8 protein-coding genes and 1 pseudogene are annotated in these 15,439 nt (G+C 34.9%); 3 read left to right on the forward strand and 6 right to left on the reverse strand.

The window, feature by feature from the left end; genetic code table 11:
- Nucleotides 1-93: 93 nt before the first annotated feature.
- Nucleotides 94-2,763 (reverse strand): choice-of-anchor L domain-containing protein, encoded by a 2,670-nt coding sequence (locus tag FYJ58_RS08365; protein WP_154519288.1) that lies wholly within the window; start codon nucleotides 2,761-2,763, stop codon nucleotides 94-96.
- A 335-nt stretch (nucleotides 2,764-3,098) separates the two neighbouring features.
- Here FYJ58_RS08365 and FYJ58_RS08370 point away from each other — a divergent pair, with 335 nt between their 5' ends.
- Nucleotides 3,099-5,030: a DNA gyrase/topoisomerase IV subunit B gene (locus FYJ58_RS08370; protein ID WP_154519289.1), complete on the forward strand. Its 1,932-nt coding sequence runs from the start codon at nucleotides 3,099-3,101 to the stop codon at nucleotides 5,028-5,030.
- A gap of 116 nt (nucleotides 5,031-5,146) precedes the next feature.
- Entirely contained in the window at nucleotides 5,147-7,393 is a 2,247-nt protein-coding gene (locus FYJ58_RS08375) for a DNA gyrase/topoisomerase IV subunit A (RefSeq protein ID WP_154519290.1), read from the forward strand.
- Nucleotides 7,394-7,459: 66 nt separating this feature from the next.
- Here the strand turns inward: FYJ58_RS08375 and FYJ58_RS08380 are convergent, their stop codons facing one another.
- Together FYJ58_RS08380 and FYJ58_RS14910 are read right to left on the reverse strand one after the other, a co-directional pair.
- Nucleotides 7,460-7,993, reverse strand: coding sequence for an immunoglobulin-like domain-containing protein (locus FYJ58_RS08380; protein WP_154519291.1), 534 nt, complete (start codon nucleotides 7,991-7,993; stop codon nucleotides 7,460-7,462).
- Between the two features lie 98 nt (nucleotides 7,994-8,091).
- Nucleotides 8,092-10,035, reverse strand: a complete 1,944-nt coding sequence (locus FYJ58_RS14910) for a HaeIII family restriction endonuclease (RefSeq protein WP_328597820.1) — start codon at nucleotides 10,033-10,035, stop codon at nucleotides 8,092-8,094.
- Between the two features lie 445 nt (nucleotides 10,036-10,480).
- Here FYJ58_RS14910 and FYJ58_RS08390 point away from each other — a divergent pair, with 445 nt between their 5' ends.
- Nucleotides 10,481-11,983: a C69 family dipeptidase gene (locus FYJ58_RS08390; protein ID WP_205839202.1), complete on the forward strand. Its 1,503-nt coding sequence runs from the start codon at nucleotides 10,481-10,483 to the stop codon at nucleotides 11,981-11,983.
- 119 nt (nucleotides 11,984-12,102) lie between these two features.
- Here FYJ58_RS08390 and FYJ58_RS08395 read toward each other — a convergent pair whose 3' ends face one another.
- From FYJ58_RS08395 to FYJ58_RS15045, 3 genes and pseudogenes are all read right to left on the reverse strand, one after another.
- Nucleotides 12,103-12,774, reverse strand: a complete 672-nt coding sequence (locus FYJ58_RS08395; protein ID WP_154519292.1) for a hypothetical protein — start codon at nucleotides 12,772-12,774, stop codon at nucleotides 12,103-12,105.
- Nucleotides 12,775-13,123: 349 nt separating this feature from the next.
- Nucleotides 13,124-13,822 carry a hypothetical protein gene (locus FYJ58_RS08400; RefSeq protein WP_154519293.1) on the reverse strand — a complete coding sequence of 233 codons (699 nt, stop codon included), beginning with the start codon at nucleotides 13,820-13,822 and terminating at the stop codon, nucleotides 13,124-13,126.
- Nucleotides 13,823-13,859: 37 nt separating this feature from the next.
- Nucleotides 13,860-15,439, reverse strand: a pseudogene (locus tag FYJ58_RS15045) (hypothetical protein); the annotation flags it as partial.

Genomic DNA, 15,439 nt, shown 5'->3' on the forward strand with positions numbered 1-15,439 from the left:
TAGCATCAATTTTTTTTATTATCAATTTTTTTCTTGCATTTTAGGCAAAAGTATGGACTGTTATAAACTAATACTTTATAACAGTCCAACTTATTATTTTGTAACTTTAACTTTATATGATTTCTTTAATGTTCCTGCTTTCGCATATACAGTTACTGTACCAGCTTTTTTTGCTTTTAATTTTCCAGTTTTCGAATTAATTGTAGCTATATTTTTATTTGATACACTCCATGTAACCGCAGCATCTGATCCATAAACCTCTGCCTTAAACGTTGTTGTTTTGCCTTGCTTTATTTTTGATTTACCACCTAAAATCTTAATGCAAGGTTTGTTTACTGTTATTTCAGTTTCAAACTTCTTAACAACACCTTCCTTTGTAATCTCTGTTACAATCGTAGTAGTTCCCGTCTTCTTCGCCTCAATATTTCCATCTTTATCTACCGAAACAATCTTTGAATCTTTTGACATATAGTCAACTATAATATTGGACTCTGATACACCATTAACTTCTATAATATCATTATCCCCTTTATAGAGAATTTTTTTACTTGTTACTGTAATGCCTTCAAATATTTTTTGACGTAATGGCTCTGTAAGATTAAAGCTGAGGTTTCCATTATAACTGTCTGAATAGCTTGCATTATTTGAACTTGAGTTTGAATTGTTTTGGTTATTTGAGTTATCTGAATTGTTCTGATTATCGTCCGGCTTATTATTATCTTGCTCATTGTTTCCCATATCCGGAACAGTTCCATATAACTTCTTAACAATCTCTACAGCCTGGTTTACTGAATTATTCTCCGCAGTTGATAATTGATTTTCCACAGCCTTACTTTCTGCTGTTTCAAATTTGCCGGATTTCGCACTATCAACTGTTAATAAAGCAAATTCAGATAGTTTATCAATCTGTACGGTAATTGTATCCGGGTCATTATCAAGGTCGTATAATATCTCTACTTCAGCTCCATTGTTGTGTACATGATATAAGAAGTAGTCACTCTTTCCTTTTAATGTTTCAGGAATTTGAACTGTAACAACGATTGGTTTCTCTAGTTCTGTTTGCTTGTTACCATCAGAATCAATATTAATATCTAATACATAATCTAATGATGTTGTACCTGTCTTTTCAATTCCTTTTTCAATAACTTCTTTATTGCCTGACTCATTTACTTTTACCGCATTTATAGTTGCTTTTACTTCTTTACCGTTTGAAGCTTCACCTAAACCGGCAATTACAACAGGAAGAGAAGCAATATTGTCACTATTTTTTACCATCATTGATACTTTCTTTTCAAGTACAATATCCTCTGCTTTCTTTCCATTCTTTGACATGTCATAGACTGTTACCTCGGTATCGGCAACGGTTTCTTTTGTTCCGTCTTCGTTTGTCACAAAAATATTATATTTGCCACCCGGAATGTTATAAAGTGTATATTTACCATTTTCATCAGTTTCTGTTTCATAAACAACATTTGTTACCGTCTTATACGCAACTTTAGCATTTGCTGCCGGTACTTTATTCCCATCCTTGTTTTCATAAACGTTTCCTGTTACTTTCGTTTTCATTGCCTTTAAGGCTGTCGCAGATACCCAGTTATCAAAATCTATCTTTGCCTCGGATACCTTTACAGCACCGGTTGGGTTGGCAAGATGTACGTATACTGCTCCTTTTTGTAACGCTTCTTCCGATACTTTTATAATATTAATATAAGCTCCATCCTGGAATTCTATCGTTTTTCTTCCAACTTCGTTTCCTTTTTCATCGGTATAGACTACGTCTGCAGATACAGCACCATTGTATCCGCCTTTTCTTCTTAAGTATAATTCTTTCTGTGCAGAATCCACATAAGCAATATCAATTAATCCATATAAAGGCTGTTTATCCTGAACACTTCCTGCTTTTACAAAAACCGCAGAGTCTAAAATCGCATCTCTATAATCAGCAATTGCAAGACGAATTACATTTTCTTCTCCTTTTTTAACCGGAGCATCTACACTAAATACCTTAGTAATTCCATTGTAAATGAAGTGATTTAGTGAGATTGCATGTTCATCATCTTCCATTACATTACTGTCCAATATATCTTTTATGTTTCCTCTGTAATACTGGCTGTTGTTTTTATTATTTACAGTTCCAATTGTTACAGGTACCGGATTGTTATTATTATCCTTAATTTGCGGAAGCCACGCATAATTCACTCCATTGACAGTGAGTACAAATTGATCCCAGTAGGATTCAATGTAGTGAATATATTCATCGGAAGCAACCGCATATTGAAATGATAATGTATCCGTTTTAGGAACTACAGTCAACTCTAAAATTGCCGGGTCATAATAGTTGCTTTGATCAATTGTAAAACCTTTTAATTCATCGCCATTCTTATCAAGTGCTTTTGAGTTTGTAATATTACTTGATGCCTTGTCTTTGTAGCTGCGATTAAATATGCTTTTTCCGCCCTGTTCAACCATTCCTGTGGAAAGCACAATACCATCATTAAAACCAACGGTTTCATAAGCACCTGTAAATGAGCCAAATTGTGTTGCTTCACCAATCAGTTTGGCACTTTTAACTTCCATTCCTTCTCCAACTAGCATTTTTGCTAATTTCATCGCTGTATCAGCTGAATTATCTTCTACCTTAGTTAATACCGGTGCCTCTTCTGTTTCTGCATCCGCCACTTTTACGTAACCTCCTGTTTCACAAAGGCAAAGAACAACTGTAAGCCAAACAGCTAACATCTTTGTCCATCTCTTTCTTTTCATATAGTAACCTCCTTGTTAAAAAAACAACTTCTAATTTATCATTTTCAAGTAATTCAACACCATCTAGTACTTTTTTCTTATATACTATTATACACTACTTTATTAAAGTTTTCAAACTTTTTTTCTTTTTTATTATTATAATCTGTTATTTTAAATATTTTTACATCATTTTCTTGCTATTTACTGTTTTATCCATAAATTGCAATTTTCGGTTTAATTTTCCAAGCGAACATATGATTCATTTTTTCTTCTTTTTATTTGCGAAGAACGGATTGTTATGATATAATTCCTAAGTTGTGTTGTGACGGAAAACTATGTAAAGGATGGAGATTATTATGGAACAATATAATGGAAGTCAAATTGTTGTTTTGGAGGGTTTAGAAGCTGTAAGGAAACGCCCCGGCATGTATATAGGAAGTACCGGAAGCCGTGGTCTTCATCATCTGATATGGGAAATCCTGGATAATGGAATCGATGAACATCTTGCAGGCTTTTGCTCTCAAATTGATATAACGTTACAAAAAGATGGCGGTATTACAATTCGAGATTATGGACGCGGAGTGCCTGTGGATCTTCATCCAACAAAAAAGATTCCTACACTTCGTGTAGTATATACAATTCTACATGCAGGTGGAAAATTCGGCAGTTCTGTTTACAAAGTATCAGGAGGTCTTCACGGAGTAGGTGCCTCTGTTGTAAATGCCCTATCTTCCAAAATGCTTGTTGAAGTGAGAAGAAACGGACAAGTGTATCGTGATGAATATGAACAGGGCGGTCATCCAATTACAAAACTGGAAAATGGTCTTCTTCCTGTTGTTTCTAAGTGTAATAAATCAGATACCGGAACTAAGGTTACTTTTTATCCTGATGCTTCCATTTTTGAAACGGTTGAATTTAAACCTGAAACAATAAAAAAGAAACTAAAAGAAATTGCTTTTTTAAATAAAAATCTAAAAATATGTTATAAAGATGAAATTTCGGGTGAATCAATTGTCTATCATGAAGAATATGGAATTAAAAGCTTTGTAAATTATATTAATCGGGAAGCAACTGTTCTCCATGATGATGTTGTATATGTGGAAGGAACAAGCGGAGATATTGAGGTTGAAATTGCCTTTCAATATACTTCTAATTTTTCTGAGCAAATTAACGCATATTGTAACCGAATCAATGTTGTTGACGGTGGAACATTGGTTACCGGTTTTAAGATGGCACTCACTCGTGTCATGAACCAATATGCAAGAGAGCTTGGTATTTTAAAAGAAAAAGATGAAAATTTTGATGGAAAAGATATTCGAAATGGTCTTGTTGCAATTATTTCTATTAAGCATCCGGATCCCCAGTTTGAGGGACAAACAAAAACAAAGCTCGGAAATACCGACGCCAAAAGTGCAGTTGATGAAGTATTTTCTACAGAAGTACAGCGTTATTTTGATAAGAATGTAGAGGATCTAAAGAAAATTTTAGAAAATTCTATGAAATCTTACAATGCGAGAAAAGCAGGTGATAAAGCACGTACTGCCGTTTTAAAACAATTAAATGACGTTGATACCCGAAGTAAGCTTGCTTCTTGTTCTTCCAAAAAAGCAGAAGAATGTGAGCTTTACATTGTCGAAGGTGATTCCGCCGGCGGAACAGTAAAGACTGCCCGTAACCGGAAAACCCAGGCAGTACTTCCTCTTCGCGGTAAAATTTTAAATGTAGAAAAAGCAACCTTAGAAAAAATTCTTGTTAACAATGAAATAAAATCCATGATTGCTTCCTTTGGCTGTGGCATTGGAGATGAATTTGATATTAACAAATTAAAATATGATAAAATTATTATATTAACAGATGCCGATGTCGATGGTGCTCATATCAGTACTTTGCTGTTAACTTTTTTCTATCGTTTCATGCCAGAATTAATTAATGAAGGAAAAATTTACCGTGGACTTCCACCTCTCTACCGTGTGGAATATGAGCGTACTGATTTGAAGAAAAAGAAAAAAGAGTCCGAATATATCTTTAATGATTTTGAATTAGAAAAATTTAAGAAACAGAGCGGAAGAAAAATTTTAGGTGTACAGCGTTACAAAGGTCTTGGTGAAATGGATGCCGAACAATTATGGGAAACAACCCTAAATCCGGAAACCCGAATTCTTGCTCAAGTATCAATTAGTGATACGGTAGAAGCTGATGAAATAACCACTACTTTGATGAGCAGTAATGTTCCGCCAAGAAGGGCCTTTATTATGGAAGAGGCAAAATATGCACGTCTTGATATTTAGATGAACTATAAGGTTGAAAGAACTATATTGATGGAAAGGATATGTTGCATTGCCCTCTCTTTCAACCATTTTGGGGCAATATTGTGGATACTTCTGCAATATGCAAGGTTACGAATATGAGTAAACAATCTGAACAAATTATACAATTGGATTTTTCTGAAGAAATGAAAAATTCTTATCGTGATTATGCTATGAGTGTTATTATTGCACGTGCCCTTCCTGACGTACGGGATGGTTTAAAGCCTGTTCAGCGAAGAATTCTTTATGCAATGAATGAACTGGCATTATCACCTGATAAACCACATCGTAAAAGTGCCCGTATTGTCGGAGATACAATGGGTAAATATCACCCTCATGGTGACAGCTCTATCTATGATGCTTTGGTACATATGACAGAGGATTATTCTCTTTCTATACCACTTGTAGACGGACACGGAAACTTTGGTTCAATTGACGGTGATGGTGCTGCTGCCATGCGTTATACGGAAGCCCGCCTTTCAAAAGGTGCCATGACATTGTTAAACAATTTAGAAAAGGGATTAGTAGAATTTATACCAAACTTTGACGAAAGCGAGAAAGAACCTTCGGTTCTTCCTGCCATGATTCCTAATCTCTTAATTAATGGAACAACCGGAATTGCTGTCGGTATGGCAACTAATATTCCTCCACACAATCCCGGCGAAGTAATCAATGGTGTTATTGCCTATATGGATAAGCCTTCCATTACAACCGAAGAGCTGATGAATTATATTCCTGCACCGGATTTTCCAACCGGTGGAACAATTGTTAATAAAGATGCTCTTTCTACTATTTATGAAACGGGAGAAGGAAAATTAAAGATTCGTGCTAATACTGAAATTGAAAAAGGTGACAACGGCAGACAAAATATTGTTATTACAGAAATTCCTTATACAGTCGCCGGAAACAAAACCCGTCTGGTTGAAACTTTATCTTCTCTTATGAAAGAAAAAGTTTTTGATGAAATCTACGATGTTAGGGACGAATCTTCAAAGGAAGGAATTCGTATTGTAATTGAAGTAAAAAAAGATAGGGATATTAATAATCTTCTTAACGGCCTTTATAAAAAAACAGCAATGGAAGATACCTATAGCGTTAATTTCCTTGCTGTTAAGGAACAACAGCCTATTACTTTTTCTTTAAAATCGCTTCTTCAGGAATTTGTTTATTTTCAAGAAGAATTATATACAAAAGAATATAAGCATCTTTTATTTAAGGCAAACCAAAGACTTGAAATTGTAAATGGCTTAATCAAAGCAACTGATTTAATTGACTTAATTATTGAGATATTGCGTGGCAGCAGTTCCGTAAAACAGGCAAAAAATTGTTTAATTCACGGAGATACTACGGATATAAAATTTAAATCCAATAAATCCAAAAAAACTGCCTCAACTCTTAATTTTACAGAACGACAGGCAGAAGCGATTCTGGCAATGCCTTTAAGTAAATTAATTGGCTTAGAAATTATGAAACTTCATGAGGAAGAGGCTAGTTTACAGCAAAATATCGAAGAATATAAAATGGTTCTTGGAAGCCAAAAAGAGCTTCACAAAGTAATTAAATCCCGACTCAGAAGTTATAAAAAAGAATTTTCTTATTCACGTAAAACAAAATTAATCAACGCCTCTAACGTTGAATATGTAGAAGAATTTAAAGAAGAAGATATTTTCGTCCTAATTGACCGTTTCGGCTATACAAAGTCGCTGGATTCTTCCAGTTATAACCGAATCAGTGAAGATACAAAAAAGGAATATCCTCATGTTATATCAATGAAAAACACCGATAAACTATGCCTTTTTACCGCAGAGGGAAATATGTATCAAGTAAAAGCAGAAAAAATTCCACGCTGTAAAATAAAGGACAAAGGAACTTTAATTCATTCTCTCTGTAAAGTTGGAAAAGAAGAAATTCTTGTATATACTTCATTTGAACAATTATTTGAATCACAGCTACTGTTTGTAACAAAATATGGATACGTAAAACTTGTTTCTGGAGCGGAATTTGAAACAATTCGGTCTTCTATTGCTTCTACCAAACTTGATACCGATGATTGCCTAGTCAATATTCTTTTATTATCCGCTTCTGACATCTTAGAAGATGATAAAAAGGTAATCCTGTTAACGGAAAAGGGACTTTCTCTTGGTTTTCCTCTCAATGAAGTCAGTGAGCAGAAAAAAGCAAGCAGAGGTGTGAAAGGAATTACCTTAGACAAAAATGATACGGTAGCTTTTTCCACCATTGTCCCATTCTTTGAAGAAAAGTTCATGTATCAGGGCAAACAATTGAATGCCAAAAAAGTCCGCAACCGAAAGCGTGGACAGAAAGGACAAAAAGCCCAATTATAAAACAAAAAAAAATATAAAAGTAAGGTACTTTTGCCGTTTCCGCAAAAGTACCTTTTCTATTCATTCTTATGGCTCATATTCAAATGTATCTTTTAAAGTAATTTCCTTCACAGTTTGTTCCGTCTGTTTAATTGCACGAAATGACAGACGATAAGTTCCTTTGCTTAAATTAGGATACCACTCTAACAAAATACTTCCTTCAAGCTGTTCTTCCAGTGGATCTGCAGTACCGCAAAAACCGGTTATACAGGGAACATCTTCATAACCGTTCTTCGTCTTTCTCTCTAATCTAGGTGCTAAAACAACCTGTTGATTTCTTCCTGTCGTATTTTTTATTGTATAGATAAGCTTCTTATCTTTACCAGTATACAGGTCTTTTTTCACATTCAATTTGATTGTCTTTTTTACTTTTTTATCCGCGTCTTTATCTGTAAGTTTCTTACAAAATATCGCATCCACATTCTTTTCAATACTTTTTGCTGAAACTTTTTCAATCGCTTCACTTTTTTGTACCTCTATGCAACCTGTCATAGAGAAGCAGGCAGCTCCTACCACAACACCAAATAAAATCTTTTTCATCGCAGTAATTTTTTTTCTCATAGTATAACCTCTTTTTCTTTTTGTTTACAAAATAGAAACGAAAGTTATTCTATTTTTACTACCGCAATTTTAAATTTTTTTATTTTTTTACTCACTTATTATTCCCACGGTTCAATCTGACTGTGAAGAACTTGTGGAACACCAGTAAGCTGTATGTCGAATTTTAGTGAAGGTTCTACCCTGCTGCTCGCATTATGGATCCGGAATGATAATGCCCAGCCTCCATCACAAGTTACAATAATCGTATTTTTCGAATTCTCTTTGTAACTGATATCATAAAATTTAGTAGGAAGCTTTAACAAATGCACTTTATTATCTGGTTTTTTATTCTTCGTAGCCTTGTTTAATGTTCCATACAAATTATAACCTTGAACAATGGATTGTCTTTTTCCATCTTGTGTTATAATTTTATAAAAGTCATTTTTTCCCAATAAATAACGTACCAGTAAGGTCGGAATCTCTCTTTTGTGTAAAAGTGTAAGTCGTTTTAATTCCCTTACAAAGGCATCTAATAATGGTACATAGACCTCATCCTCTTTCCTGACTAAATCACTCCAAAGCATTTTCTCTTTTCTGCAAGTTTCCAAAAAAGAAAAAACCGGTTCAATCTCCTCAAAATATTCTTTCGAGCAACTTTTTCCAAACCACTGCTTTCCAAAATCAATCGTATAAGAAAGTCTGGAATGTTTGACCGCCATATGATTGTGCTTACATGAAAATCCTATTTCCCAGTTCGTCTCCTTACGCTCACATACAATATCTCTGACATCACCGGCAATTCCTTTGGCATCTTCCTGGATTCGAAGTAATAATACCCCTTTTTCTTCTTTATCTGTCAAATTCGGCTCAAGCCGTTCAAGCATTTTTACTGCCGCCGTCGCAGCCACGCTCATCTGACACCTTGTGTCCTTATCTAACTGCATATAGAATTCTTCCGCCGTCTTAAGTGCCTTACTTTTTTGCTCTTCCCATGCAATTCCTTTTTTAGAAAGCCACTGCTCGAAAGCACTCAAACAGGCATACTCAAATGCTTTTCCTTTTTTCGTCTGTCCAAAATCTTTTTTTTCCTCTTTTGGTTTTCTTAACTGACTCAATATCTTTCTTATATCTTCTGCAATCACTTCCGCTAATTTTACCGGAACCGCATTGCCAATCTGCTTATATTTACTTGTTAAATCCCCTTCAAATACCATATCTTTTGGAAATGTCTGAATTGCTGCCGCCTCCTGCCAGCTAAATCTTCTTGTTCGTCCATTTTTTCCAAATCTCCAGGCATCTTTTGCAATCTTTTCCATATCCGGCGAGGAAGGATGAAGTGTTACCTGTTTGCTCATTGCAGGAATTGTATAGGATACTTCATCCCAATTTCGTTTCCGGTTTCTGCTCATATAACGTGGTGAAAAAGCCCCTTCACAGACATCAGCCGGGTCTGGTTCTCCCATCCCCTCTAATGCCTCTTTTAATGAAATTTTATATCCAAATGGTTCCGGAAATTGATATTTTGTTATTCCCATATCTTTTCGAAACCCAATTAATATAACACGATATCTGTCTTGTGGTACTCCATAGTCTGCCGCATTAACTAAAGACGGATAAACATCATATCCAATCCCTCTTGTCGAAAAGTCTTCTATAATAGCATCTATAATTTTCCCCTGACCTAATGTAAGAATTCCTTTTACATTCTCGGCAACAAAAACATAAGGCTGTTTTTCTTCAACTAAATTAACAAAATGCTTATATAACACATTTCTTTTATCATCAATTTTTCTTGGACCTGCAAGAGAAAATCCCTGACATGGAAATCCTCCTGTAATCACATCAGAAGAAGGAATTGTATCAAACGGAATTGCCCCAATATCTCCTTCCACTACTTTTGCATCCGACCACCGGCGGTGTGTTGCACATGCATCTTTATTAATATCATTTGCCCATAGCACCTTAAAGCCTTGTTTCTCAAATCCAATGTCTAAACCACCTGCTCCTGAAAATAGAGAAACAACTGTAAAAGGACGCCGTTCCATTTTCTTTTCCTTTTTCACATTATCCAATGAAATTCCTCCTTAATGTCCACATATTATTATACAGGAAAAGTCGCAAGACGCAATGAATTATTTTCTTATTTTTTTGATATATGCTGTTTTTTATTACTATTTGCTCACTTATTTTCGTATCCTTACTATTGATTTTTCATAATTTTCCCAAGGAAAGTGTTCTATCATCTTGTTTACTTTATACTATATGTCTATTCTTTAACTATCTCTTATGTAAACTTGTATTAATAAGAAGATACAATTATCTTACCAGTATTGCATTTTGCCCAACTCGGTGTTAAAATAAAGCTGTTAAGATACATCGAAAAACGATGTTCCCCAGAGTTAAGCATTACATCTGCTAATTTAAGTACATTTATCCTAACAAAATGAACTTTTTAGTAACACTTTTCAATTGCATAACTCTAATATTTTATAACATGGAGGTATTAAAATGGCTTTTAAAGTTATGAAAAACAAATTAATCCGTGCAGCCTTTGCAGCTGCTCTATCAGCAACATTACTTGTACCTACTGTTGCTTCTGCTTGTACAACTGTTTTGGTTGGTAAGAATGCTTCTACAGATGGTTCTACATTCATCGCTCGTAACGAAGATTCTATGACTGCCTGGCCAAAATATTTTTTAGTACACGAAGCAAAAAATAATCCAGCTGGAACTATGTACAAATCTACGGGAAATAACTTTACTTGCGAGCTTCCTGCTCATGCCTACAAGTATACTGCAACCCCTGAAAATGATGAGTCAGAAGGACAATTTGAAGAAGCTGGTATTAACGAAAAGGGTGTTGCAATGAGTGCCACAGAAAGTGGAAGCTACAATGATAAAATTGCAAAAGCGGATCCACTTGTAGAAGACACAGGAATCGGCGAAGATTCTATGGTTACAGCAGTATTACCTTATATCAGCACAGCTCGTGAAGGTGTTGAACGCCTTGGTGCCCTTGTTGAAAAATATGGTTCAGCTGAAGTAAATGGTGTAGCCTTTTCTGATAAAGACGAAGTATGGTACATGGAAATTGGTTCCGGTCATCATTGGGTAGCCAGACGTATTCCTGATAACTATTACGCTGTTGTTGCAAACCAAATTGCAATCCAAAAAATTGATTTTAATGACACAAAACACTTTATGTGGTCAACAGGTCTTCAGGAATTTGTTAAGAAAAACAATTTAAATCCAGCTAAGAGCGGATTTAACTTTAGAGAAATCTTTGGAACAAACGACAAAGATGACCTTACATATAATATTCCTCGTGTATGGTATGGACAAAAAGTATTATCTCCATCACAGGTTGAAAACCAAAAAATTGACTCAACAACAATTCCTTTCTATCGCAAACCAGACAAAAAGATTGACAAGGATGCCATTGCAAAAGTATTAAGTTCTCACTTTAATGATACAAAATATGACTCATATGGCAAAAATGAAGGAAGCTTACGTCCAATCAGTGTTCCAAGAACAATGGAATCTCATATTATTCAGTTCCGTCAAAACATGCCTGTTGAAATCAGTGGTGTACAATGGGTAGCTCTTGGAGTACCTGAAACAAGCGTATATGTTCCTTTCTATGCAGGAATCACTCAGACTCCTGAAGCTTACCGCACAGGTACAGCAACACCTTCTGATGATTCTGCATACTGGGCATTCCGTACAACAAACGCTTTAGTAAGACCTCAATATAAAGCTCTTATGCCAACAGTTACACCTGTTATGAATAATGTAACACATAAATTAAACCAAAACTTAAAAGCATCTGATGAAGAGGCTATGAAGATTTACAATAATAATCCTCTTGATAAAACTGCTTTACAAAAATACCTTACAGAACAAGGTGAAAAGAATGCAACTTATGCAATTGATGAGTTTAAAGCATTAAATGCACAGCTTATTAAACAATATACTGCATTAAATCCAATTTATCACAATAGTGATTTATAATTTTTAAATCTAAAAAAAGGGAGTGCAACAGACCAGTATTTCTATTTCTGTTTCTGTTGTACTCCCTTTTCTCTATCTATTTATACAAAGGTTGAAAATATTTCTAATTGCCTCATAAATCAGCGTCTTCTCAACTCATCTTCCCTTTGTTCTATATACACTCTGGCAGCACTGGAATATTGATTGTCGGAAGATCCCAGCCATTCCAAATAACGCTTATCATCATGATATATTTCATCAATTTTGCGACCTTTATATTCTCCCTCCTGTAATACAATATTTCCATTTTCTATCATCGGTTGATTTCGATAAATATCTTCAAGCACTACATTTTTATCTACCAAACATTCTCGGTTAAACTTCTGAAATTCTTTTGAAAACTCACTTCTTGTATATTTCCAACTCATCTCCTTCGTTATTCCATTTTCATTCATATCTAAGACTTTTATTAAAAGTATTTCGTCCTGATGCTTACTCCCTTTTTTCGCATAGTTTACCAGATATAGGGTTGCATCAAAATCACACTTGGCTCTCCATAACGCAAAAAATTTTTTTGCATATTTGTCCCACAATTGATTCGGATGGCTTGTATACGGAGCCTCTTTTTTCTTTTCATCGCAAAGCAAATATTTAACAATAACATACCCTCTCTCCGGATGTTTTTGTATCCAATCAAATGGAATCGTTGCCGTAGGTGTCCCTTCTAACATTTCTTTTGAAAACTCCAATCCACTCTCCTCATTTTTTTCAAACTTTCCAAAAGACTTCCCTCGTTTCCAAATGCAATTCATGATCTACCTCCTCCCATAAAACATTGTCTATCATTATAGTAAGCCATTTCCTCTTTTTTTTCCACAAAAACTTTTATTTCTTTTGCAAAAAACAAAATTGAAAATATTTTTTCTCATTTATCAAATTTTATAATGACTTTCACTCAATTGGGCAAAACGATATCTGATTATATTATATTTCGGATAAAAATGATAAGAAATTTACAGAAAAAAACACAAGATACAGGAAATGATAATTCCCAATTTTTTTAACCATCATTTCCTGTTTCATTTAATTAAAGTTACTATCGAAAGGTATTAATAGAATACAAAGAATTTAACTATTTTATTTTGCATAAATATTTTTAATTTAATGAGATATATTAATTTCCTGCATCTTTGCATTTTCCAAATTAAGATTCTCATAATACCAAAAATATACTACTTCTCCATCCATCTTAATCTTCACAACCTCCGTCGGTCTTTTTTCATCGATGGCCAGAGTTTTTATTTCTTCATTATCATGAAGTCCCCATTTTATAATTTTATTATTCTTGTCTAGAGAAAAAGCCCCTGTACTGTTAAAAAATCCAAGACAGGATATAATCTTTTGCTTAAAACAGTCTTCTTTATCATATCTTTTTTCTAATTCTCTGCCACGGTACTTTTCAAGCTCCCAAGAAGTTCCTACTGCGTATAGCGGTTCGGAATACAAAATTTTTTGTTTTTCCTGCTTTGTTTTCAATTTAAAAGTATAAAAATTATCCTTTTCCTTATTATTTACAATAAAAAACACATCACAGGAATCTTCCCCTTGAATTACTTTTACCACTTTTTCTATCCTGCTGACCGAATATTCATCCCAGTCACATGAACAAACTGCCTCTTCAATTGTAGGATAAAACTTCAATTCAGAAGCATCTTTCTCTTTTAAATACTCCTCAGAAGCAAATTCATTTAAAGTTCGTCCCTCAAGCTTATTGTCTTCTGATTTCCAACTTTTGTTTAAAATAATAAATAGAAGAAAAATAATTCCTACTAATGTCGTAATATAACAGGCGCGTTTCACAGTTCTTACTCCTCTCCTATTCTCTTGTTTTTAGCAGCTATGCTGCTAAAAGTATTTTTGCTGATTGATAAATTCCCTGCATAACACCTGGAATCGCAACATCATCTGCTACACCTGCACCTGTCAAATCATTTGCCGCTAAATAAACAAGTGCAGCACAGCCTGCAACAACACTGGCTGCTGCCGCTGCTTTTTTCGTATCCGTCGAACTCGTTTCGACCTTTATTTCTGAGCTAAAACCAGAAGGTGTTGAAGTTGCCATTGTAACAAATTTCTTTATATTATTTTTATCAACTGAAATGCCACCTCCGGATGAAACTCCAGTCTTACCATCCTCTACACTAAAACCAATTTCTACTCCATCTTTTCCAATTGTAAGAGATGTTTTATAGGTCATTGTATTATTACTATGAGGTACCTTTACCTTAATAGGTGCATTTACTGTATAGGATTTACCATCCTTTCCCTTTGTTACTTCAAAAATATTCCCTCCGATGTGCTGAGATTGTGTATGGGAAACATTTCCTGTTTTCGTTTCTTTTATTACACAATTTACTCCCACAACATCGTTATTAATAACTTTTTTCACCTTTTCTAACGTCTGCTTTGTCGCATTTTTTACATCTTTCACAGCAGTTGTAACTTTGGTTTTAACATTATTTCCTACTGTAACAGCTGTCTTTTTACCTTGCTTTACGGTATTCGTAACATTCTTCTTTACTGTCTGCTTTGCCTTATTTACATTTGCTTTTACTGTACTTGCTGTCTTCTTTGCTGTTGTCTTGACATGATTAACCGCTTTTTTAGTAGAATTCTTTACATTTGTAACAGTAGTCTTTCCTGTTGTTTGTACATTAGAAGCAACCTTCTTTACCGTCTGCTTTGCCTTATTCACCGTATGATTGACCGATGTCGTTACTTTCTTTCCAACTGTACATACATTCTTTTTCACCGTAGTTGCAGCTTTATTTACATTTTGTTTTATTGATGCGGTTGCTGCCTTTACACTATTTTTAACATTTCCTGCAGTCTTCTTTACCTGAGCACCTGCTTTTTTCACCGTATTAACCCCAGCCTTGGCAGTTGTTGTTACTTTTTTCACAGTCTGGGTTACATTTTTCTTTACTTTATTACCAACTGTCACCACTGTCTTTTTTAAAGCATTGGAAGCACTTTTTACCGTTTTTTCCGCACTCTTTTTCATCGTTGAAATGGTATTATTTATGCTTCTCTTAGTAACTGCCGTATTAGCTTTCTTCTTAGCAATTGTGTTCGCCGAAACCCTTACAACTGGCGTTTGGGCTGGCTTCGGTACCGATCTTGATACTACTTTTGGTGTTGGCTTTGGTGCTGGTCTTGATACCGCTTTTGGTGTTGGCTTCGGTGCCGGTCTTGATACTGCTTTTGGTGTTGGCTTTGGTGCTGGTCTTGATACTGCTTTTGATGTTGGCTTCGGTGCTGGTCTTGATACTGCTTTTGGTGTTGGCTTCGGTGCTGGTCTTGATACCGCTTTTGGTGTTGGCTTCGGTGCCGGTCTTGATACTGCTTTTGGTGTTGGCTTTGGTGCTGGTCTTGATACTGCTTTTGATGTTGGCTTCGGTGCTGGTCTTGATACTG

The sequence above is a fragment of the Velocimicrobium porci genome (genome assembly GCF_009696045.1).
GTDB lineage: Bacteria > Bacillota > Clostridia > Lachnospirales > Lachnospiraceae > Velocimicrobium > Velocimicrobium porci.

Bases quoted from the DNA above. Each gene is read 5' to 3' on its own strand.
- FYJ58_RS08365 (WP_154519288.1), bottom strand. From the start codon at position 2,763: ATGAAAAGAAAGAGATGGACAAAGATGTTAGCTGTTTGGCTTACAGTT.
- FYJ58_RS08370 (WP_154519289.1), top strand. From the start codon at position 3,099: ATGGAACAATATAATGGAAGTCAAATTGTTGTTTTGGAGGGTTTAGAA.
- FYJ58_RS08375 (WP_154519290.1), top strand. From the start codon at position 5,147: ATGAGTAAACAATCTGAACAAATTATACAATTGGATTTTTCTGAAGAA.
- FYJ58_RS08380 (WP_154519291.1), bottom strand. From the start codon at position 7,993: ATGAGAAAAAAAATTACTGCGATGAAAAAGATTTTATTTGGTGTTGTG.
- FYJ58_RS08390 (WP_205839202.1), top strand. From the start codon at position 10,481: ATGGCTTTTAAAGTTATGAAAAACAAATTAATCCGTGCAGCCTTTGCA.
- FYJ58_RS08395 (WP_154519292.1), bottom strand. From the start codon at position 12,774: ATGAATTGCATTTGGAAACGAGGGAAGTCTTTTGGAAAGTTTGAAAAA.